The organism is Amycolatopsis sp. WQ 127309 (assembly GCF_023023025.1).
GTDB lineage: Bacteria > Actinomycetota > Actinomycetes > Mycobacteriales > Pseudonocardiaceae > Amycolatopsis.
In genome coordinates, this window is the sequence record NZ_CP095481.1 from 4,649,468 (window position 1) to 4,671,226 (window position 21,759).

The following is a 21,759-nucleotide window of genomic DNA, read 5'->3' on the forward strand; positions in this document are numbered from 1 at the left end:
ACGCGCATGATGTCCATCACCTGGTATGCAGCTCCCGCCCAGCGGGAAAAACCGGGTAACGTGCGCTGACTACCGATCCAAACGGGAAGGACCGGGCATGTTCCGCAAGGTGCTGGTGGCCAACCGCGGTGAGATCGCGATCCGCGCGTTCCGCGCCGGCTTCGAACTGGGGGCCGGCACGGTTGCCGTGTTCCCCCACGAAGACCGCAACTCGCTGCACCGGCTGAAGGCCGACGAGGCGTACGAGATCGGCGAGCCCGGTCACCCCGTGCGCGCCTACCTCTCGGTCGACGAGATCGTCGCCGCGGCCAAGAAGGCCGGGGCCGACGCCGTCTACCCGGGTTACGGCTTCCTGTCGGAGAACCCCGATCTCGCGCGCGCGTGCGAGGAAGCGGGGATCACCTTCGTCGGCCCGAGTGCCGACATCCTCGAGCTCACCGGCAACAAGGCCCGCGCGGTCAAGGCCGCGCGCGAGGCCGGCGTCCCGGTGCTCGGCTCGTCCGAGCCCTCCAGCGACATCGACGCGCTGGTCGCGGCGGCCGACGAGCTGGGCTTCCCGGTGTTCGTCAAGGCCGTCGCTGGTGGTGGCGGGCGCGGCATGCGCCGCGTCCTGGAGCCGGCCCAGCTGCGCGAGTCCATCGAGGCCGCGGCGCGCGAGGCGGAGTCCGCCTTCGGCGACCCGACGGTGTTCCTCGAGAAGGCCGTCGTGGAGCCGCGGCACATCGAGGTGCAGATCCTCGCCGACGCCGTGGGCAACATCATCCACCTCTACGAGCGCGACTGCTCGGTGCAGCGGCGCCACCAGAAGGTCGTCGAGCTGGCCCCGGCGCCGAACCTCGACCCCGAGCTGCGCGACCGGATCTGCGCCGACGCGGTCAAGTTCGCGAAGCAGATCGGCTACCGCAACGCCGGCACCGTCGAGTTCCTGCTCGACAAGCAGGGCAACCACGTCTTCATCGAGATGAACCCGCGCATCCAGGTCGAGCACACGGTCACCGAAGAGGTCACCGACGTCGACCTCGTGCAGTCGCAGCTGCGGATCGCCTCCGGCCAGACCCTCGACGACCTGGGCCTGAGCCAGGACAAGATCTACCTGCGCGGCGCCGCGCTGCAGTGCCGCATCACCACCGAAGACCCGGCCAACGGCTTCCGCCCGGACACCGGGATGATCTCCGCCTACCGCTCGCCGGGCGGCTCCGGCATCCGGCTCGACGGCGGCACCGCCTTCTCCGGCACCGAGATCAGCGCCCACTTCGACTCGCTCCTGGTGAAGCTCACCTGCCGCGGGCGCGACTTCGAGACCGCCGTCGGCCGCGCGCGCCGCGCCGTCGCCGAGTTCCGGATCCGCGGCGTGGCCACGAACATCCCGTTCCTGCAGGCCGTGCTCGACGACCCGGACTTCCGCGCCGGGCGCGTCACGACGTCGTTCATCGAGGAGCGGCCGCACCTGCTCACCGCGCGGCACTCCGCCGACCGCGGCACGCGGCTGCTGACCTACCTCGCCGACCAGACGGTCAACAAGCCGCACGGCGAGCGCCCGAAGACGCCCGACGCGACGCTCAAGCTGCCGAAGCTCGCGAAGGACGCGCAGCCGCCCGCCGGCTCGAAGCAGAAGCTCGTCGAGCTGGGTCCGGGCGGGTTCGCGGAGTGGCTGCGGAAGTCGCCGCACATCGGCGTCACCGACACGACGTTCCGCGACGCGCACCAGTCGCTGCTCGCCACCCGCGTCCGCACGAAGGACCTGCTGGCGGTGGCGCCGGTCGTCGCGAACACCGTGCCGCAGCTGCTGTCGCTGGAGTGCTGGGGCGGCGCGACCTACGACGTCGCGCTGCGGTTCCTCGCCGAGGACCCGTGGGAGCGGCTCGCCGCGCTGCGCGAGGCCGTGCCCAACATCTGCCTGCAGATGCTGCTGCGCGGGCGCAACACCGTCGGGTACACGCCGTACCCGACCGAGGTGACCAACGCCTTCGTCCAGGAGGCCACGAAGACCGGCATCGACATCTTCCGGATCTTCGACGCGCTCAACGACGTCGAGCAGATGCGCCCGGCCATCGAAGCCGTGCGCGAGACCGGCTCCGCCGTCGCCGAGGTGGCGCTCTGCTACACCTCGGACCTGTCGGACCCGGGCGAGAAGCTCTACACGCTCGACTACTACCTCAAGCTGGCCGAGCAGATCGTCGGCGCCGGGGCGCACGTCCTGGCGATCAAGGACATGGCCGGGCTGCTGCGCGCGCCCGCGGCGACCCGGCTGGTCACCGCGCTGCGCAAGGAGTTCGACCTGCCGGTGCACATCCACACCCACGACACCGCGGGCGGCCAGCTGGCCACCTACCTCGCGGCGATCAACGCGGGCGCGGACGCCGTCGACGGCGCGGTGTCGTCGATGGCGGGCACGACGTCGCAGCCGTCGCTGTCGTCGATCGTGGCGGCCACCGACCACTCCGACCGCACCACCGGGCTGAGCCTGGACGCGATCGGCGAGCTGGAGCCGTACTGGGAGAGCGTGCGCAAGATCTACGCGCCGTTCGAGGCCGGGCTGGCCTCGCCGACCGGGCGCGTCTACCACCACGAGATCCCCGGCGGGCAGCTGTCGAACCTGCGCACCCAGGCCATCGCGCTGGGCCTGGGCGACCGCTTCGAGGACATCGAGGCGATGTACGCGGCGGCCGACAAGATCCTCGGGCACCTGGTGAAGGTGACGCCGTCGTCGAAGGTCGTCGGCGACCTCGCGCTGCACCTGGTCGGCGCGGGCGTCTCCCCGGCCGACTTCGAGGCGGAGCCGAACAAGTTCGACATCCCCGACTCGGTGATCGGCTTCCTGCGCGGCGAGCTCGGCGACCCGCCGGGCGGCTGGCCGGAGCCGTTCCGCACCAAGGCCCTCGAAGGCCGCGCGGACCCGAAGCCGGTGCAGGAACTGTCCGAAGAGGACCGCAAGGCCCTGGAGGAGAACCCCCGCCGGACGCTCAACCGGCTGCTGTTCCCCGGCCCCACCAAGGAGTTCGAGGCGCATCGCGAGGCCTACGGCGACACCTCGGTGCTGCCCACCAAGGACTTCTTCTACGGCCTGCGCCCGGGGGAGGAGTACGCCGTCGACCTCGAGCCGGGCGTGCGGCTGCTCATCGAGCTGGAGGCGATCGGCGAGGCCGACGAGCGCGGCCTGCGCACGGTGATGTCGACGCTCAACGGCCAGCTGCGCCCGATCCAGGTCCGCGACACCTCGATCGCGTCGGACATCCCGGCGACCGAGAAGGCGGACAAGGGCAACCCGAAGCAGGTCGCGGCGCCGTTCGCCGGCGTGGTCACGCTGCAGGTCAACGAGGGTGACACGGTCGAGGCCGGCGCCACGGTCGCGACGATCGAGGCGATGAAGATGGAGGCGTCGATCACGGCGTCCGCGGGCGGCAAGGTGTCGCGCCGTGCGATCAACGCCGTTCAGCAGGTCGAGGGCGGCGACCTCCTGCTCGTCCTGGAGTGACCCCGCTGATCAACGCCGTACCGCAGCGGCAGGGCGCGGTGGGCCCTCGGGCGGGCGACCTGCCCGGGGGCTGCGTGGCCCTCGCGGAGCTGGCCGGGCACGTGCTCGGCCGGCCCGTGCACCACGTCCCGCAGTCCCCGGAACTGTCCGCGGTGGACGGTGGGATCGCGTCGCGGGCCGTGCTGACCGGGCCCAACCGCGCGGCGCAGCTGGCCGCGCTGGAAGCGCCGGGCGGCCCGGTCCTGACGATCGGTGGTGACTGCGGCGTCGAGCTGGTCCCGATCGGCGTCGCCCGGTATCGGTACGGCCCGGGCCTGGGCGTCGCGTGGTTCGACGCGCACGCGGACCTGAACACGGCGGCGACGTCGCCGTCGGGGGCGTTCCACGGGATGGTGCTGCGGTCGCTGCTCGGCGAGGGCGACCCGGAGTTCGCGGCGGCGCCGGCTCTGGAGCCGGGACGCGCGGTGCTGCTGGGGACGCGGGTGTTCGACCCGGAGGAGCGTTCGGCGGTTGCGCGTGGGCTGGCGGTCACGTCGGTCGATGCGTTGGCGGGTGCGGAGAAGCTGTACGTCCACGTGGACCTGGATGTGCTGGACCCGTCGGAGTTCGGCGGCTTGAACCACCCCGAGCCGGACGGCTGGACGATCGCGCGGCTGGTGTCGGCCCTGGACTCCTTGGCGGCTTACGACGTCGTCGGCGCGGGCGTCACCGAGTGCGTGGGGACAGCGCGCGAGGTCGAGGTGCTCGAGCCGGTTCTGGCCGCGTTGGGTCGCCTCCTCGGACCCTGAAAGCCGTGAAGGCCTCCTTCCCGGCCATAAGAGCCGGGAAGGAGGCCTTCACGGCTCTTCGCCGCCGGGGTAGGCCTTGCGGACGGCGTCGAGGGCGATGTCGAGGTTCGCGCCCAGGTCCTGGGCCCGGGTCGCGTAGTCGGTGGCCGCGGCCAGGAGCAGGGCCGCGGGGTCCGGGCGGTCCGCAGGGATCGTGACGACCGTGCCGCGGGCCCGCGCCGTCTCCACCCAGCCCGCCGCCTCCAGCTCGCGGTACGCGCGGGCCACCGTGCCCGACGCCAGGCCCAGGTCACGGGCCAGCTGGCGGATCGGCGGCAGGCGCGTCCCCTCGGGGAGCGCGCCCGCCGTGGCCGCGCGGATGATCTGGTCGTGCACCTGCCGCCAGGGCGCCAGGCCGTTCTCGGTGTCGACGACGATCTTCACGCGAGAGCCGGGAGCCTCTTCAGCGGGGCGGTGACGGCCAGGAACGCGGCGATGCCCACCACGACGATCAGGAGCGAGCCGAGGTTGCCCTGCGTCCAGCCGATCGCCGTGCAGGTACCGATGCCCAGCCCGATCGCGACGCGGGCGCTGCGGCAGCGCAGCGCCAGGTCGGCGCGCGGCTCCCCGGCCGGCGGGCGCCGCACGGCCAGCAGGGTGATCGCCCAGCAGGCCACCGTCGTGCCCACGGCGACCGCCAGCAGCGGCCACTGCCGGGTCAGGATCAGGTGGACGACCGCGCCCGCCGACGCCAGCCCGCTGAGCACCAGGGCCCAGACGGGGACGACGTCGCGCAGCGTCCGCCGGACGAGGACGGCTTCCCGCTGCGGCCCGCGCGCGGGCCGCTGGGCGAGCACCTCGGCGATCAGGCCGCCGAGCAGCAGGGTGCCGACGATCGCGGCGCTGCCGTCATTGCTGCCGAACAGCTGCGGGAGCCCCAGGTAAAGCCACGGGTACCAGAACCGGCGCCGCTTGAGGTAGCGGACGGCGATGGCCACCTCGGCGGCGTCCGGGTCCGGCACCCCCCAGCGCACGAGCAGGCGGGCCCCGCGCTTGTCGTTCGGCCACAGGATGATCAGGATCACCAGGCCGACCAGGCCCATGAAGAGCCCGACCGCGAGCATGTTGTCCCACGCCATGTCGTACCTCCCGCTTGTATCAACTACACGATACAAGCGACCGTGTCCGGGTGCGCGACGGGCGCGGAGTTCGTCCGTTCGTACGTACATCCGGGTGCAGTCGGCGGGGTAGTTGTCAGCGTTGCGCATGGAGTCCTCGTGAACTTGTCACGAAGATGACAAGAAATCGGTTTCCCTTCGAAGGTGTGACACGTTCCGGGCTAGTTTTTCGATGTGTCCGGTGTCACCCCGCATCGGACGCGGGGTGCTCGGCCGCGCGTGGAGCGGGGCCTCTGGGGCGGAGCAAAGGAGCTGCGATGTCGGTCGAGCGCGGATTCGACCATCCGGCACCACCCGCGGCACTGCCCCGCAAGCTCGCCGACATCCTCCGGCCCGAGCTGGCCAGCCTCGCCGCCGAGATCGTCGACGAGATCCGCGCGACCATCCCGGCCTACGCCCGCCCGCTCGACGGGCCCTACGGCAAGTCGATCCGCGCCGGCGTCGAATACGCGATCACGCTGTTCGTCGCGCAGATCGCCGACCCGACGGTGTCGAAGGAACAGTCCCACGACGTGCACCACCGCCTCGGCCAGAACGAGATGCGCGAGGGCCGCAGCCTCGACACGCTGCAGTCGGCCTACCGGGTCGGCGCGCGGGTGTCGTGGCGGCGGATCATGCGCGTCGGACGGCGGAGCGGGCTCTCGTCCGCGGTGATGTCCCAGCTGGCCGACGCGATGCTGGCGTTCATGGACGAGCTCGCCTCCGTCGCGCTCGACGGCTACCTGGAAGCGAAGGCGCGCACGGCGGGCGCGCTCGACACCTGGCGCCGCAAGCTGCTGCACCTGATCCTCGAGACGCCGCCCGCGTCCCCGAAGGCGATCGCCGAGCTGGCCCAGCTGATCGGCTGGACGGTCCCGACCGACGCGACCCCGGTGGCCGTCTGCCCGGCCGACGGCGTCGCCCCGGCCCGCCGCCACGCGGGCCTGGACGCCGACGTCCTCGCCGAGCTCGACACCCCCGACCCGAAGCTGGTCGTGCCCGGCCAGCTGGGCAGCGCCCGCCTGGCGACGCTGCAGGTGGCGCTCCCGGACTGCCGCCTCTCGATCGGCCCGTGCGTGCCGCTGGCCTCGGTCGCGGACTCCCTGCGCTGGGCCCGGAACGCGCTGCAGCTCACCGAACGCGGCGTCCTGGTGCCCCGCCCGGTGCTGCGGGCCGAGGAGCACCTGGCGACGCTGCTGGTCAACTCCGACACGGGCCTGGTCGGCACGTTGCGGCACCGCCTGTTCGCGCCGCTGGCGGACATGACGGGCAAGCAGCAGGAGCGGCTGCTGGAGACGCTGCGGGCCTGGCTGGACAGCCAGGGCAACGTCGTGGAGATCGCGGAACGCCTCGGCGTCCACCCCCAGACGGTCCGCTACCGCATGCGCCAGCTCCAGGCGACCTTCGGCGACAGCCTGCGCGACCCGGGAGCCCGGTTCGAGATGGAGCTGGCACTGCGCGCGGGCGCGGCCCCGCTGCCGCTGCGCTACCCGGTGAGCGACCTGCTGCCGGTCCCGCGCACGGGCGCGATCCGTCCACAGTGGACGCCGAGCTAGCGTCGCGCGTCGCAAGTCCCCTGACGGCCAGGAGGCCAGTCCAGGGTCGCCCTTGAAGCTCACCTTCCCAGCCGGGTCGCGATGTTTCCGGGAGCATTGGGGCGCATCGCCCGGACCTCGTCAACGAACCTCAGACGCGCGACACTGGCGGTAGTGGGTCGCTCCGGTCAGGTGATGATGCTCTACCGCGGACGGCGTCGGCGCGGAGATCCCGGGGGACGTGCCGGTTTCCTCCCGGTCAGGTGATCGGGACGCTCGGCGTGAACGCCGTGTTCTGCGCCGGGCTGGTGACCTTGAGCGTGCAGTTCGACGTCCAGGGGGTCCACGCCCCGGTGGACGCCTTGTGGAACTCGAGGATCCCGCTCACGCTCGCGCCCAGCGAGAAGCCGACCGCACCGGCCGTGCCGGCGGTGAACGTCTGCGGCGCGCCGGTCACGGTGACGGTGGTGAACGGCTGAGCGGGGAAACCGCCCGCGATCACCCCGGCCGCCGGTGTCGCGTTGGTGACGGAGAACGCCGCGCTGAGCGACCCGCGCACGGCGTCGTAGCCGATCGCGTTCAGCAGCGTCCGCACGCTGGCGGGGAAGGTCTGCTGGAGGGACGGCGAAACCGTGAAGGGCAGGCCTGGGTGAGGATCGGTGACGGACAGTTCCGCGGCCACCGTCGTCGGCTGGGGCGTGATGCCCGGGAACGGGCAGGTGTAGGTCAGCGAGCCGGTCTTCACCAGCGTGGTCGCGTTCGCGGTTCCCGCCGTCACGCCGGCGACGAGCAGTGCCGCGACGACGGCCGTTCCGAGCCCCCTCATGAGCTTCCCCCTCAGTGTGGTTTCTTGACGGCCTTCTCCGCGTGCTTCGCGGCCGCCTTCAGCGCGTCCGGCGGCGGTCCGTCGGAGCCGGGCGGGCACTGGGTGCTGTCCGGATCCGTGCACACCACCAGGTTGTAGGTGTCCACGTAGGCCTGGTTGCCGTCGCCGGAGCTCATGCCGGTGAGCAGCGGCGACAGGTCCTGCCCGCCGGTGCCGCAGCCGGTGAACGCCGGGAGGCGGAACCCCTTGTCCGGGTCCGTCTGGATGTGCCCGACCCCGAACGCCTCGTACGGGCCGTTCAGGGTGAGCGTCACCGTCTCCGCCGTCACGCAGTCGGGGCCGAGGTCGAGCGGGACGCCGTTGACCTTCGCGTTGCTCAGCCGGGCCATCACCTGCAGCGTGGTGTTCAGGAAGGTGGCCCCGGTGTCCGGGTCGGTCGTGATGTTCCCGGCGACCTCGATGATCTTGCTGTTGCGGTAGTCGACCGGCAGGAACTCCACGGTCGCGGTCGTCGGCACGAAACCGAAGCCGAGGAACGACGTCGTCGCCTGGTTGAAGGTGGTCGACCCGGTCACCCGCGAGCTGCCGTCGTTCAGGTTGAGGATGAACAGCCCGTTGATCAGGAACGACGGGTCGGCGGTGACGGTCGCGCCGAGCTTCTTGACCGTCGACCTCGTCATGATCGTGACCAGGCTCAGCGGCACCGCGAACTCGTCCTCGGTCGGCGGATCGCCCGGAGCGGGGGCTTCGGCGGCGGCCGCGGCCGGCTTCTTCGCCGCTGTCCCCGGCTTCACCGGCGGGAGGACCAGCACCTTGCCCAGCGTCGTCTGCTGGTCGGGATCGAGGGTGCACGCGATCAGCGCCGCCGGCTGTGTGGCCACGGTGCCGGCCGGTGGCACCGCCGTCAGCGAGAGCGTCGGCGCGGTGACGTCGAAGGTGACGGCGCCGACGGTGTTCAGCGCGATCTCCGGCACGGCGCCGGCGGCGGTCAGGGTGACGTCCCCGGTGTCCGGCAGCGGGGTGGCCGCCACGGTGAGGGGGACCGGGACCTTGTCCGCGCGGTCGCCCTGGTGCACGGCGAGGTCGACGTTCAGGCTCCCCTGCAGCGACCCGGCGGTGGCCCCGGCCGGGAGGAAGGAGAGCGCGACGTCGCGGGGGAGGGTGAGCTTCGTGGCGAACTCGCGGATCGTCGCCGACGTCCCGGTCTTCGCCTGCGCCGGCAGCGTGGCCGCCGTCTCGGCGGTGAGCTTGCGCGCGCCGAGCGGATCGGCGAAGGGGCAGGTCACCGTCACCGACGTCTTCGCGTTCGTGTCCGGCGGGACCGCGGGTGCGGGCGCGGCCGAGCCGACTCCCGTCAGCGCGCCGTTCACCGCCGACAGCAGGCCGACGGCCGCCAGCGCGGAAACGGTGAGGGTGCGGGGCCGGACTCGACGGGGCATCGGGTTCCTCGGGTGGTTCGCGAGCGGGGGCGGGAAGTCCCGGTGCGGACCCGTCGAGGGGGCCCGCACCGGGACGTCCGGTCAGGAGACGGTGATGCTCGGGCTGAACGCGAGGTTCTGCGCCGGGCTCGTCACCTTCAGGGTGCAGTTCATCGTCCACGGCGACCAGGTGTTGGTCGACTTCTTGTGGAACTCCAGGTTCGCCGTCAGGCCGCTCGTGAGCGACAGGGTGGCGGAACCCGCGGCGGCCGGGGCGGTCCAGTTCGGGATGCTGGACGTCGCGACCTGCGAGATGTTCACCGTGATCCCCCCGCCGGTCGGGTAGATCACCTGCGGGATGTTCAGCCCGCTGGCCGACCCGGACGACAGCGTCCCCGAGGACGCGGTGACCGGGACGGTCGCCGTGCCGCGGATGCCGTCGTAACCGACCGCGGTGAGCAGCGAGTGCACGGTCGCGCTGATGGCGGCGGTGCCACCCACGGCGGTGGGGGTGATGGTGGTGCCGTGCACGACGACGTCGGGCGCGTTGAGCTGCGCCTTGATCGCGACCGGCTGCGGCGAGATACCGGGGAAGGTGCAGTTGTAGGTGAGCCCCGCCGCGCCGCCGGCGGCGTAGGTGATCGTCGCGGCCGACGCGACGCCGGCCGTCAGCACCGCGATGGCGCCGATGGCGGTCGCGGTGGTGGCGATACCGGCGGACAGCCTGCTGAGTCGGGACATGGCTTCATCTCCTTTGATTCAGTTCAGTCTCGGCTTTGGCTGATCGATTTCTCGCCGCCGTGCCCCCATCGCGTTCACCCGACCCCATTGCCCCGGGTGGCGGGACGCGATTCACCGGCGTGCGAGGTGGAGGTCCATCTGCCGAAATCGAGGCTACTCGCCAGTTCAGTACGGAACAAGACTTCGTCCTTGCGTGGGTGAGAGCCCGTGCGGGTGTATCGATTTCTTGTGTCCCGCCGCGTAGGCTCGGTCGCGGATTTGGCGGATTGTGACAAAGTGCGGTCACGGCGGCGAACCGCTGTGCCGAACGGTCTACCATTTGTGATCTTGCCGAGGCAATCCCGGATAACGAAACCGGAGAAATGAGGCTACCGTGCCCGGTACTTCCCGTTGTGGACGGCTATCGCTCGGCGGAGCCGTATTCACGGTGTCCGCGGTTATGGCGGCGTCGCTGTGCGCGCTGCCCGCGAACGCGGCCACCGTGGGCGGCGTGCTCGCCTGGGGCAAGCCGGACTACGACGTCACGATCCCGCCGCCGGACGCGCTGACCGGGGTCACCGCGGTGTCGGCGGGCAGCACGACCGCGCTGGCGCTGAAGGGCGGCGCGGTCCTCGCGTGGGGCGCGAACAACTGGGGCGCCAACCAGATCCCCGCGGCGGCGACGTCCGGGGTCAGCCAGATCGCGTCCGGCTGGGGGCACGAACTGGCCCTCAAGAGCGGCAAGGTCCTGGCCTGGGGGAACAACTGGTACGGCCAGACCACCCTGCCCGCGTCGGTGAGCAGCGGCGTCATCGCGATCTCGACGTCCAACATGCACAGCCTGGCCCTCAAGCAGGGCGGGCTGGTGGTGAGCTGGGGGACGCGGACCGACGTGCCGGCCGCCGCGCAGACGGGCGTCACCGCGATTTCCGCCGGGGGCGACCACAACCTGGCCATCAAGAACGGCGGGGTGCTGGCCTGGGGGAGCAACACCTACGGCCAGACGACGGTGCCGGCCGGGCTCACGTCCGGCGTCACGGCGGTGTCCGCCGGGTTCAACCACAGCCTGGCGCTCAAGGGCGGCCGCGTCTACGCGTGGGGCCGCGACAGCCTGCACCAGACCGAGGTGCCGCCGGAAGCCCAGTCGGGCGTCGTGGGCGTCGACGCCGGGTTCAACCACAACGTCGCCTACAAAGCCGACGGAACGGTGGTGAGCTGGGGGTCCAACGTCGTCGGCGAGTCGACGTTCATCTGGTGCGGCCCGGTTTTCGGCGTGTCCGCCGGGGACAACGACAGCTTCGCGCTCAAGGAAGACCCGACCGCGGCCTGCTGAACCAGCGGGTGGCGGGCCCGGAAGCCCGCCACCCGCGGCCGGATCAGGTGGCGTCGTTGGCGAGGTCGAGCGAAATCGTGTTGCCCGGCCCGGAAATCAGCGCGCCGAGCGCGATGTCGGCGATGAAGCAGTTGTTGAACTCGGGGATCGTGTAGGTGCCCTTGACGGTGATCGCGGGCGCCGTGATGTCGATGTCCTGCGCGCTCAGCGTCAGGTCGAGCGGGGTCTTCGTCTTGCAGCTGCCCGGCACGGTCGGCAGCGGGATGATCGGCACGATCGGGCCGGCCCAGATGTCGTAGATCTCCATGCTGGCCTTGGCCTTGGTGACGAGGTTGCCGTCGGCGATCGTGCCGGTGGCCGGGCCGAGCGGCGTGACCTTCACCTTCGCCTTGATCCGGAAGATCCCGGACAGCAGTGAGATGTCGGCCTGCGCCGGCGGCAGGGTCAGGTCGGCGCTGAGGCCGACCGAGCCGGTCTGGTCGTCGATCAGCAGGTTGCCCTTGAGGCTGCCCGGGCCGAGCTTCAAGGCGCTGCCGGTCTTCTTGACCGTGGTGGAGCCGGTGACCTTGTAGGACACCGGGATGGGAATGACGTCGGCCGACGCGGGTGTCACGGCGACCCCGGTCAGCACGACGGCCGCCGCCGACGTGAGCACAGCCAGTCTCTTCAGCTGCGTTGCCACGGACATAGTTGTTCTCCCTTGCGATTTTCCCGGCCGGTTCCGGACGCTTCCGGAACCGGTGAAGTGCGCTATTCGGTGGAACGGACTCAGCGCGGTTCGAGTTCGGTGACGACCCAGCCGTCGCCGGTGTGTTCCGCGGTCACGGAAAGCTGGGCCGCGGCACTGTCGGTCGCATTGTTGTCGGCCCGTACGGCTGATTGGTCGAGAAAGACGAGTAACCGCGCGTGACCATTCCGGAGATCCTGCACGGCGATCGCCGAAACACGCGAAGTGAGCACGAGTTTCTGCTGGGGCGCTTTCTCGCGAACCTGTGCGAAGAGCTTGTCGTAGGAATTCTTCGCGGCACCGCGCAGCACGGCCGCGGCGGCCTTCTCGGTGACGTCGGTCTTGTCGTAGGAATAGGAGAAGATCCGGTTCATGGCGAGCGTGACGGCCGAGGTGACGTCGGCGGTGGCGCCGACGTCGGTGAGGGCGAGGTTGCCGGCGGCCGGGTTCCCCGATGCGGACCGCGCTTCGAGGGTGAACCAGACGCCGGCCCCGGTCAGCAGGAGAGCGGCGGCCAGCAGGAGCGCGGGCAGCCGCAGCCAGGCCGGCCGCCGGGTCGAAGCGGCACTTTCACGTGAAAGTGCCGCTTCGGTGGAGTCCGCTTCGTCCGCATCAGCTGCCTCGGGGACGACGTCGGGCTCGTCGGTCTCGGTCTCGGTCTCGGTCTCGACGGCGACAGCGTCGGTAGCGGTGTCGGGCTCGGGCTCGGCGACGAGGTCGCGCTCGTCGGCTTCCTCGATCGCCGTGATCTCTTCCGTCCGGCTCATCACGCACCCACCGGCAGCTGGTCGAGCGCGCTCAGCTTCCAGCCGTCCGGCGTGCGCGTCAGCGCCGCCGCGAACCGGTTGCGCTTGACCGCCGGGGCCGTTCCCTGCTTCGCCATCGTGATCTCCACCGAGGCCAGGAGCTTCGCTGTGCCCGCGTGCTCGTCCAGCTCGCTCAACGCCGCGTCCAGGACGCGGCCCGTCGCCACCGTGGCGTTCGCCGCGAGGGTCTTCTTCGTCGTGTCGTCCGTGTGGGCCAGCTGGTCGTGCAGCGGGCCCGTCGACGCCGCCAGCCAGCGGCCGAGACCGCCGTCGACGTCGTGGTAGTCCAGGCTGCTCAGCTCCGTCACCAGCGTCCGGCCGCTGGAGAGGGCGTCGTCGCGGGCGGCGCCGTAGGTCAGGGCCGGGTCGTTCGACGCCGAGTACCACGCGTAGCCCGACGCGCCCGCGAACACCGCGGCCGCCGCCACCAGCACCAGGGGCAGGTACTTCACCGCAGCCACAGCATCTCCTCGAGGCTCGTCGACGTCGCCTGGGTGCCGAACCCGAGCGGGCCGGTCAGCCCGCCCGGCACGGCCGGGGCCGGCACGGCCGGGTGCGGCGCGTTCTGCGTGCCGCGCACCGAACTCTCGTTCCCGTAGGGCAGCGTGCACGCCGCGTCGGTCCGGAACGGCAGCGGCGAGACGTCGGTGCTCGCCCGGTGCGGGGTGTCCTCGTAGCCCTGCCGGCACGGCGGCGGGTTGTCGAAGTTCAGCACCAGCCCCATCCGCAGCGCGGTGCCCCGGTCGTTCAGCGCCGAGCCGACGGCCGCGACGGCCTTGGGCGTGTTGACCAGGAACTGCTGCTCGGCGTCGGTGCGGGTGGCGAACACCCGGGACGTCGTCAGCAGGTTGGCCAGCAGGATCGGCAGGCCCGGGTCGTTCTCCTTCAAGAGGCTCGAAAGTTCCGACGCCGCGGGTGGCGCGGTCGCGATCAGCCGCCGAAGGTCGCCGTCGGAGTTCGCCAGCTGCTGGGCGAACACCTTGGCGTTGCTGCTGAACGAGCGCCACTCGGCCGCGGAGTCGACCTGGGTGCGCAGCACGGTCGCGCCGTCGCCGATCAGCTTCGACGTCTGCGGCAGGTGCGTGCTCGCTTCCTGGGTGAACGTCGTCGCCGAGTCCATCAGCGTCTGCAGGTCCGGGCCGGCGCCGCGCAGGGCGTCGTCGAGCTCGTTCACCACCGTGCGCAGGTCCTGCGTCGGCACGGACGCGGTGAAGGAGTCCAGGTCCGTCAGCAGGTTGTTCACCGGCAGCGGCAGCGTCGTCGACTCGCGCCGGATCACCGAGCCCTGGGCCAGGTACGGCCGGTCGGCCGTGCGCGGCTGCAGGTCGACGTACTGCTCGCCGACCGCGGACCGGTTCGCCACCACGGCCTGGGAGTTCTCCGGGATCGGCGGGGCGCCGTCGTCGATGAGCAGGTCGGCCTCGGTGCCGGTGGTGGTGAGCCGCAGCTCGCCGACCCGGCCGACGGCGACGCCGCGGTAGGTCACCTCGCCGTTGGTGAACAGGCCGCCGCCTTCGGCCAGCTCCAGCTTGACCGTGTAGCTGCCGGAGCCGAACAACCGGCCGAGACCCGCGTAGTTCGCGCCCACGAACGCCGTCGTGGCCAGGGCGATGATGACGAACAGGACCACCTGGATCCGCACTCTGCGCGTCAGCATCAGCGGCCTCCGGAGACGCGGGCTTCGCCGCTCGGCAGCGGGAGCGTCGGCAGGCCGGGCGGGACGCCCTGGCCGGGCGGCGGCAGCGGCACGCCGGCCGCCGGGATCATCGACGTGTAGACGTTGATGTAGTCGCCCTTCACCGCGGGGAGCACCGAGTCGGGGAACGGGAACGTCGGCAGCATCTGCAGCGACTGCGGCAGGTCGTCCCCGGCCTTGGCCAGCTGCTGCAGGATCGGCGCGAGCGAGCGCAGGTCGGCGACCAGGTCGTCGCGGCTGCGGTCGACGACGTCGGTGGCCACCGTCGAGAGCCGGTCGAGCGACTGCAGCATCGAGACGAGCTGCGTGCGCTGCTCGGTCAGCGACTGCAGGCCGGGCGTCAGGTCGGTCAGCGCGCCGGAAACCTGCTCGTGCCGGTTCGCCAGCGTCGCCGACAGGCGGTTGAGGCCGTCGAGCGCCTCGGTGATGTCGGAGCGGTGCGCGTCCAGGTCGGTCATCAGGCTGTCGACCCCGCCCAGGAACGAGCGGATCTGCTCCTCGTTGCCGTCCATCACCTTCGACAGCTCGCGGTTGATCGTCTGCAGCTGCCCGATCCCGCCCCCGTTGAGCAGCAGGGACAACGCGCCGAAGATCTCTTCGAACTCGGGGTTGCGGTTGGTGCGGTCCAGGGTGATCGTGGCGCCGTTCGCGAGCCGCGGGCCACTCTGCGCGGCCGTGGTGTCGTCCGGTGGCGCCAGCTCGACGAACTTCTCGCCCAGCAGGCTGGACTGGCGCAGCCGCGCGACGGCGTTGGCGGGCAGCACGACGTCGCCGTTGACCTCGAGCACGGTCTCGGCCGTCCAGCCGTCGGTGCCGAGCCGGATCTCCCGGACGCGCCCGACCGGGACGTCGCCCACCTTCACCGCGGCCTGCGGCACGAGGTCGAGGACGTCGGCGAACTGCACGGTCACGTCGTACGGGTGGGCGCCGACGTCGGCGCCACCGGGCAGCGGCAGGTCGTAGACGCCCTTGAATTCACCCGACGAGCAGCCGGTGAGCAGGAGGCAGCCGACGGCCGCGGCGGCGAGGGCCCGCTTCATCGTCCGCCCCCGTTGGTGTAGACGTCGCCGGTGACCGGCAGCGGAAGTTCCTGGTAGTAGTCGAGGTTCGCCCGGCCGAGCAGCCGTCCGGTGTCCGGGTCGACCGCGTTGAGCACGTTCGTCACGGCCAGCGGGACGGCGTCGAGCGTGCCGGCCAGCGAGGCGCGCTGCTCGACGAGCGTCTGCGTCGTCGTCACCAGGTTGTCCACGTTGGCCTTGAGCGCGCCCCGGTTGTCGCGGATGAACCCCTGGATGTCGCCGAGCGCGCGGCCCAGGCCGTCGAGGGCGTGGGCCAGCTCGCCGCTGTTGGCGGCCAGCGTGCCCGACACCTGCGAGAGCTGCTGGTTGACGCTGCTGACCTGCTGGTCGTTGGTCGAGAGCATGGTCGTGAACTGCTGGAGCTCGTCGACGGTGCCGAACAGGTCGCCCGAGTTGCCGGCCAGCGTGCGGGCCAGCTGGGCGAAGTTCTTGACGCTGTCGTTGAACGCCTGGCCGTTGCCCTGCAGGTTCGCCGCGCCGGTCTTCAGCAGGTCCGACAGCGCGCCCTGGGAGTTCGCGCCGTTCGGGCCGAGGGCCTTGGTGAGCGAGTCGAGGCTGGCGTAGAGCTGGTCGAGCTCCACCGGCGTCGCCGTGCGCTGCACCGGGATCGACGCGCCGTCCGGCAGCCGCGGCCCGCCGCGGGCCGGCTTGGCGAACTGGACGTAGCGGTCGGCGACGACACTGGGCGCGATCACCAGGACCGTCGTGTCCTGGGCGACGCCGACCGAGCCGTCGACGCTCATGTCGACCTGCACCTGCTCGCCGCGCGGGGTGACCTTGTCGACCTCGCCGATCCGGACGCCGAGCACGCGGACGTCGGAGCCGGGGTAGACGCCGACCGCGCGGGAGAAGAACGCCGTGACGTGGTGCTGGCCGCTGCCGGCGAACACCCACCACAACGCGGCCGTCACGACGAGCGCGAGCAGCAGGGCGGCGGCGATGAACCGGCTGGTCAGGACCCCGGCCCTGGTGGTGGTCAGCGCGCTCACTTGGTCCCTCCCGGGTTCTTCGGCGGGACGCACGGGTCGTGGTTCTCGGGCAGCAGGCCGCAGAGGTAGGCGTCGATCCAGTGGCCGTTGCCGGTCGTGTTGGTGACGACGCGGAAGTACGGCCCGGCCAGCTGCAGGCCCTTGGTCAGGTTGTCGTTCTGCCGCTTGAGCAGGTCCGTCACCTGGTTGAGCGCCTGCAGCGCGGGCTTGAGCTGCGCGGTGTTGTCCTGCACCAGCCCGCTGAGCTGGTCGGCGAGCCGGGCCGAGCCGGTGAGCAGGTCGTGGATCGCGTCGCGGCGCCGGTTCAGCTCGGTGAGCAGCAGGTTGCCGTCGTCGATCAGCTTCTCGAAGTCGTCGTTCGAGTTCGCCAGCGTCGTGGTCAGCGTCCGGGCGTTGGCCAGCAGCTCGGAGATCTGGCTGTCGCGGCTCGACACCGTCTTCGACAGCTGGGACAGCCCGTCGAGCGCGCTGCGGACGTGCTCGGGGGAGTTGCGGAAGGTGTCCGACAACGTCGTGAAGCTGTCCGCGAGCTGCTTGGTGTCGATCGAGCCGACGGTGTTCGCGAGCCCGTTGAAGGCATCGGTGACGTCGTAGGGCGTGACGGTCCGGGTGCGCGGGATCGCCTGGTCCGGGTTCTGCACGGCGTCGCCGCTCGGGTCCAGCGCGAGGAACTTGCGGCCCAGCAACGTCTTGATCTTGATCTGGACGGACGTGCGGTCGCCGACCCAGGCGTCCTTGACCCGGAACGACACGAGCACGTGGTCGTCGGCCAGCGCGACGTCGCGCACCTCGCCGACCTTGATGCCGGCGATCCGGACCTCGTCGTCGGCCTGCAGGCCGGCCGCCTCGGAGAACTCGGCCTCGTACGTCGTGCCGCCGCCGACGATCGGCAGGTTGTCGTAGTTGAACGTGACGGTGAGCAGCGCGGCCAGCGCGACGCTGCCGAGCACACCGAGGACGAGCGGGTTGCGCTCCTTGAAGGACTTCACGACTCACACCTCGGCGTCGGGACGTAGACACCGCGCTGGGGCGTGGTTTCCAGGGTGGCGCGGCAGAGGAAGAAGTTCATCCACGAGCCGTAGGAGGCGACCCGGCCGATCTCGGTGAACTTGACCGGCAGGTTCGTCAGGAAAGCGTCCACATCGGACTGGTTCTGGGCCAGGTTCCCGGCGACGCCCTGCAGGCCGGCGATGCTGGCCTTGAGCGGCGGGCGGGCCTGCTCGAACAGCCCGGCGGTCGACTGGGTGAGGTCGCCGATGCCGCTGATGGCGTCGCCGATCGCGGCGCGGTCGCCGGCCAGCCCGGACACCAGCTGCCGCAGCGTGGAGACGAGGTTCGCGAGCGCGTCACCCTTGCCGTTGACCGTCTTCAGGACCGTGTTGAGGTTCCCGATCACCTCGCCGATCACCTGGTCGCGCCCGGCGAGGGTGGTGGTCAGCGAGCCGGTGTGGGCGAGCAGGCTCTCGACGGTGCCGCCTTCACCCTGCAGCACCTGGACGATCTCGCCGGAGAGCTCGTTGACGTCGTTGGGCGAGAGGGCCTGGAACAGCGGCTTGAAGCCGTTGAACAGGTCGGTGAGGTCCAACGCGGGTGTCGTCCGGTCCAGCGGGATCTCGCCGCCTTCGGGCAGCAGGTCCCGCGTCGCGGTGGTGCCGCGCTCCAGCGCGATATAGCGCTGCCCGACCATGTTGCGGTACTTGATGACCGCGTGGACGTCGGCGGGCAGCCGGCGGCCGCTGTCGAGGGAGAACCCGATCCGCGCCCGGTTGTGGTCGCTGATGTCGAGTGACTCGACCTGACCGACCCGGACGCCGGAGATGCGCACGTCGTCGCCGACGTTGAGCGAGGTGGCGTCGAGGAACTTCGCCGAGTACGGCTTCGAGCCGCCGAGGCCGGAGTTCGTGATGGAGATGGCCAGCAGCGTTGTGGCGAGCGCGGTGACGACGATGAAGACGAGGCTCTTGATCAGCGGGGAGGCGATGTTCCTCACTTGAGCTTCACCTCCGTGCCGCGGTAGAGCGGGCCGACGAGCACGCTGCTCCAGCCGGGCACCTGCGCGTCCGGCACGCCGATCGACGGCGCGACGAGCGTGGCGAGCAGCTGCTGTTCCTGCGGCGAGTTCGCGACGCCGAGGTCACCCTGACCGCCGGGCAGCAGCGGGTGGCCGGTGGCACCGGGGGTGGCCGCGGCGGTGCCGGCGGTCGGGGCGACGCCGGAGGGGTAACAGCGGGGCTCGCCGCCGTCGGTGAAGCGCGGGTCGTCCTTGCCGGGCAGGTACTTGCCGCTGTCGGCGGTCACCGCGACCTCGGCGTGCAGGCCCGGTTCGTTCGTGCCCGCGCCGAGCACCTTGTCCATGGATCCCCTCAGGGCGTTCAGCGAAGCGAGGGTGCAGGCGAAGCTGGGGGAGTACTTCGCGGCGATCTCCAGCGGCGCGCGGCTGTCGGCGGCCAGGGAGATGAGGTTGTCGTGGTTGTTCTGCAGGAACGTCGTGATCTCCTGCGACGACGACGTCACCTGCTGGTAGACCCCGGCCAGGTCGGCCTGCTTCTCCTTGACCGTGTTGAGCGTGACGGCGGAGGCGGTGAGCGCGTCGAGCAGATCGGGCGCGATGTCGCCGTACACCTGGGAAACCGTGGCCAGGTCCCGGATGTCCGAGGTGAGCTGCGGCAGGTTGGGGTTGAACTCCTTGAGGTAGCTCGCGGCCGTGTCGATCGTCTGCCCGAGCTGCTCGCCGCGGCCCTGCAGCGCCGTCGACACCGCGGTCAGCGTCGTCGCGAGCTTCTGCGGCTGGACGGCCTTGAGCAGCGGCAGCAGGTTGTCGAAGACCCGCTCCAGCTCGATCGCGTTGGCCGAGCGGTCCTGCGCGATGACGTCACCCGCGCTCAGGTGCGGGCCCTGGTCGCCGTCCGGGATGGACAGCTGGACGTACCGCTCGCCGAACAGCGTCTTCGGGACCAGCAACGCGGAGACGTCCTTGGGCAGCATGTCGACCTTGCCCGGCTCCAGGGCCAGCGCGACCTCCGCGCCTTCCGGCGTCGCCTTGACGTCGCGGATCTCGCCGACCAGCACGCCGCGGGCCTTGACCTGGCCGCCGGGGGAGAGCTGGTTGCCGATGCGGCTCGCCTTGAGCGTCACCGGCACTGTACTGACGAAGTCCTTGTCGTAGACCTTGATGGACAGCGTGACCAGCACGCCCATCACGGCCAGGAACAGCACCCCGGCGGTGCGGACCCCGGCCTTCCGGCGGGTATCGCGTCTCATCCGGCCACCTGCACGGTGGTCGTCGCGCCCCAGATGGCCAGGGACAGGAAGAAGTCGAGGACGCTGATCGCGACGATCGCGGTGCGCACCGCGCGGCCCACGGCGACGCCGACGCCGGCCGGGCCGCCGCTCGCGCGGAAGCCGTAGTAACAGTGCGCCAGGACCACGACGACGCTGAACACCAGGACCTTCCCGAACGACCAGAGCACGTCGCCGGGCGGCAGGAACAGCAGGAAGTAGTGGTCGTAGGTGCCCGCGGACTGGCCGAAGAACCACACGGTGATCTGCCGCGAGGCGAGGTAGCTCGAGAGCAGGCCGATCGCGTAGAGCGGGATGACGGCGAGGAAACCGGCGATCACGCGCGTCGTCACCAGGTACGGGACGCTCGGGATGCCCATGACCTCGAGCGCGTCGATCTCCTCGGAGATGCGCATCGCGCCGAGCTGCGCGGTGAACCCGCAGCCGACGGTGGCGCTCAGCGCGAGGCCGGAGACGAGCGGCGCGATCTCGCGGGTGTTGAAGTAGGCCGAGACGAACCCGGCGAACGCCGACGTGCCGACCTGGTTGAGGGCGGAGTAGCCCTGCAGCCCGACGACCGTGCCGGTGGCGACGGTCATCCCGATCATCACGCCGATCGTGCCGCCGATGACGGCGAGCGCGCCGCTGCCGAAGCTGACCTCGGCCAGCAGCCGGACGACTTCGCGCAGGTAGCGGCGCAGCGCCCGCGGGATCCAGGCGATCGCGCGCAGGAAGAACAGGATCTGGTCGCCGAGGGTGTCGAGGAACCCGAACCGGCGGTCGACGGCTTCGCGCACCCGCGTGCCGCGTGTGGCGGGGACTTCCGTGGTGGTCACGTTCAGCTCCCCTTGGGCGGCACGAGTTGCAGGTAGACGGTGGTGAGCACCAGGTTCAGCACGAACAGCAGCAGGAACGTGATGACCACGGACTGGTTGACCGCGTCGCCGACGCCCTTCGGCCCGCCCTTGGGGTTGAGCCCGCGGTAGGAGGCGACGACCCCGGCGACGAAGCCGAAGATGAGCGCCTTGATCTCACTGATCCACAGGTCGGGCAGCTGGGCGAGGGCGGAGAAGCTCGCCAGGTACGCGCCCGGGGTGCCGTGCTGCATGACGACGTTGAAGAAGTAGCCGCCGAGCACGCCGACCACGCTCACCATGCCGTTGAGGAAGATCGCCACGCCCATCGCGGCGAGCACCCGCGGCACGATCAGGCGCTGGACCGGCGAGACGCCGAGCACCTCCATCGCGTCGATCTCTTCGCGGATGGTCCGCGAGCCCAGGTCGGCGCACATCGCGCTGCCGCCGGCGCCGGCGATGAGCAGCGCCGTCACGATCGGGGCGGCCTGCTGGATGATGGCCAGCACGCTCGCCGCGCCGGTGAACGACTGTGCGCCGATCTGCGTGGTGAGGGACCCGATGTGCAGCGCGATGACCGCGCCGAACGGGATCGACACCAGGGCCGTCGGCAGGATCGAGACGCTCGCGATGAACCAGAACTGCTGGATCAGCTCGCGCGTCTGGAAGGGACGCCGGAACGTCAGCCGGACGACGTCGAGGCCGAGCGCGTAAAGCCGCCCGGTCTGCCGCAGTGCGGCGGCCCCGGGGAACGACGTCGTCGTCGTCCGTTCGGCCATTCGAGTGCCTCCCCAGTGTTTCGCGGGCACGACGAATACACCCGAGGTGAGCAAATGAACTGGTCCGAACGGGCTATCTCATGTCGGCCATTCACGGTCTCGGGGGTCACCGTGCCGTTTCCTACTGGTCGGTACGCTAACCACGGCCCTGCTGGGAGACAAGAACTTGAGCATGATCACGCGGTCACGGCCTGGTAACCGCGCATTTCTTGTCGATTACTGACAAACGGCCCGGATCTTGTTGTCAACCGAGGAAAGGAAATCACGGCTCCGGGCGCGCGCACTGTTCACCCCTGCACAGTCCGGCCCATTCCCGGCA

The 21,759-nt window shown here is 70.9% G+C and carries 20 protein-coding genes; 4 read left to right on the forward strand and 16 right to left on the reverse strand.

All coding sequences use genetic code 11. From position 1 onward, the window contains the following. Positions 1–97 precede the first annotated feature (97 nt). On the forward strand, positions 98–3,475 hold the full coding sequence (locus MUY22_RS21935) for a pyruvate carboxylase (protein WP_247062101.1): 3,378 nt from the start codon (positions 98–100) through the stop codon (positions 3,473–3,475). Beyond that, positions 3,472–4,263, forward strand: coding sequence for an arginase family protein (locus MUY22_RS21940; protein ID WP_247062103.1), 792 nt, complete (start codon positions 3,472–3,474; stop codon positions 4,261–4,263). Before MUY22_RS21935 ends, MUY22_RS21940 begins: the two co-directional genes overlap by 4 nt. A gap of 48 nt (positions 4,264–4,311) precedes the next feature. Here the strand turns inward: MUY22_RS21940 and MUY22_RS21945 are convergent, their stop codons facing one another. Both MUY22_RS21945 and MUY22_RS21950 read right to left on the reverse strand, forming a co-directional pair. Further along, positions 4,312–4,686, reverse strand: a complete 375-nt coding sequence (locus MUY22_RS21945; RefSeq protein WP_247062105.1) for a GntR family transcriptional regulator — start codon at positions 4,684–4,686, stop codon at positions 4,312–4,314. Beyond that, positions 4,683–5,381 (reverse strand): hypothetical protein, encoded by a 699-nt coding sequence (locus MUY22_RS21950; protein WP_247062107.1) that lies wholly within the window; start codon positions 5,379–5,381, stop codon positions 4,683–4,685. Before MUY22_RS21950 ends, MUY22_RS21945 begins: the two co-directional genes overlap by 4 nt. Before the next feature lie 296 nt (positions 5,382–5,677). Here MUY22_RS21950 and MUY22_RS21955 point away from each other — a divergent pair, with 296 nt between their 5' ends. Next, positions 5,678–6,955, forward strand: a complete 1,278-nt coding sequence (locus tag MUY22_RS21955; protein ID WP_247062109.1) for a CdaR family transcriptional regulator — start codon at positions 5,678–5,680, stop codon at positions 6,953–6,955. A 238-nt stretch (positions 6,956–7,193) separates the two neighbouring features. Here MUY22_RS21955 and MUY22_RS21960 read toward each other — a convergent pair whose 3' ends face one another. The 3 genes from MUY22_RS21960 to MUY22_RS21970 all read right to left on the reverse strand — a co-directional run bounded on the left by MUY22_RS21960 (position 7,194) and on the right by MUY22_RS21970 (position 9,919). Then, positions 7,194–7,760 carry a hypothetical protein gene (locus MUY22_RS21960; RefSeq protein WP_247062111.1) on the reverse strand — a complete coding sequence of 189 codons (567 nt, stop codon included), beginning with the start codon at positions 7,758–7,760 and terminating at the stop codon, positions 7,194–7,196. Between the two features lie 11 nt (positions 7,761–7,771). Beyond that, on the reverse strand, positions 7,772–9,199 hold the full coding sequence (locus MUY22_RS21965; protein ID WP_247062113.1) for a DUF6801 domain-containing protein: 1,428 nt from the start codon (positions 9,197–9,199) through the stop codon (positions 7,772–7,774). A gap of 81 nt (positions 9,200–9,280) precedes the next feature. Then, the gene (locus tag MUY22_RS21970; protein WP_247062115.1) at positions 9,281–9,919 is read right to left on the reverse strand and encodes a DUF6801 domain-containing protein; all 639 of its coding nucleotides are present in this window, start codon (positions 9,917–9,919) and stop codon (positions 9,281–9,283) included. A gap of 439 nt (positions 9,920–10,358) precedes the next feature. On the opposite strand from MUY22_RS21970, the gene MUY22_RS21975 reads away from it, so the two are divergent. Then, a complete protein-coding gene (locus MUY22_RS21975; protein WP_247062116.1) occupies positions 10,359–11,231 on the forward strand; it encodes a hypothetical protein in 873 nt (290 codons plus the stop codon). A gap of 43 nt (positions 11,232–11,274) precedes the next feature. Here the strand turns inward: MUY22_RS21975 and MUY22_RS21980 are convergent, their stop codons facing one another. From MUY22_RS21980 to MUY22_RS22030, 11 genes are all read right to left on the reverse strand, one after another. Further along, positions 11,275–11,919 (reverse strand): hypothetical protein, encoded by a 645-nt coding sequence (locus tag MUY22_RS21980; RefSeq protein WP_247062123.1) that lies wholly within the window; start codon positions 11,917–11,919, stop codon positions 11,275–11,277. 80 nt (positions 11,920–11,999) lie between these two features. Next, positions 12,000–12,725: a hypothetical protein gene (locus MUY22_RS21985; protein ID WP_247062125.1), complete on the reverse strand. Its 726-nt coding sequence runs from the start codon at positions 12,723–12,725 to the stop codon at positions 12,000–12,002. Next, positions 12,725–13,225, reverse strand: a complete 501-nt coding sequence (locus MUY22_RS21990) for a hypothetical protein (RefSeq protein WP_247062127.1) — start codon at positions 13,223–13,225, stop codon at positions 12,725–12,727. The genes MUY22_RS21985 and MUY22_RS21990 overlap by 1 nt, the downstream gene beginning before the upstream one ends. Next, positions 13,213–14,421: an MCE family protein gene (locus MUY22_RS21995; protein WP_247062129.1), complete on the reverse strand. Its 1,209-nt coding sequence runs from the start codon at positions 14,419–14,421 to the stop codon at positions 13,213–13,215. The genes MUY22_RS21990 and MUY22_RS21995 overlap by 13 nt, the downstream gene beginning before the upstream one ends. Then, complete coding sequence (locus MUY22_RS22000) at positions 14,421–15,500, reverse strand: MCE family protein (RefSeq protein ID WP_247062132.1); 1,080 nt, start codon at positions 15,498–15,500, stop codon at positions 14,421–14,423. Before MUY22_RS22000 ends, MUY22_RS21995 begins: the two co-directional genes overlap by 1 nt. After that, a complete protein-coding gene (locus tag MUY22_RS22005; protein ID WP_247062134.1) occupies positions 15,497–16,528 on the reverse strand; it encodes an MCE family protein in 1,032 nt (343 codons plus the stop codon). The genes MUY22_RS22000 and MUY22_RS22005 overlap by 4 nt, the downstream gene beginning before the upstream one ends. Continuing rightward, complete coding sequence (locus MUY22_RS22010) at positions 16,525–17,517, reverse strand: MCE family protein (RefSeq protein ID WP_247062136.1); 993 nt, start codon at positions 17,515–17,517, stop codon at positions 16,525–16,527. Before MUY22_RS22010 ends, MUY22_RS22005 begins: the two co-directional genes overlap by 4 nt. Then, positions 17,514–18,518 (reverse strand): MCE family protein, encoded by a 1,005-nt coding sequence (locus MUY22_RS22015; protein ID WP_247062138.1) that lies wholly within the window; start codon positions 18,516–18,518, stop codon positions 17,514–17,516. The genes MUY22_RS22010 and MUY22_RS22015 overlap by 4 nt, the downstream gene beginning before the upstream one ends. Then, positions 18,515–19,789, reverse strand: a complete 1,275-nt coding sequence (locus tag MUY22_RS22020; protein WP_247062140.1) for an MCE family protein — start codon at positions 19,787–19,789, stop codon at positions 18,515–18,517. Before MUY22_RS22020 ends, MUY22_RS22015 begins: the two co-directional genes overlap by 4 nt. Further along, positions 19,786–20,643 carry an ABC transporter permease gene (locus MUY22_RS22025; RefSeq protein ID WP_247062141.1) on the reverse strand — a complete coding sequence of 286 codons (858 nt, stop codon included), beginning with the start codon at positions 20,641–20,643 and terminating at the stop codon, positions 19,786–19,788. Before MUY22_RS22025 ends, MUY22_RS22020 begins: the two co-directional genes overlap by 4 nt. Before the next feature lie 2 nt (positions 20,644–20,645). Further along, positions 20,646–21,440, reverse strand: coding sequence for an ABC transporter permease (locus MUY22_RS22030; RefSeq protein WP_247062143.1), 795 nt, complete (start codon positions 21,438–21,440; stop codon positions 20,646–20,648). Positions 21,441–21,759 lie beyond the last annotated feature (319 nt).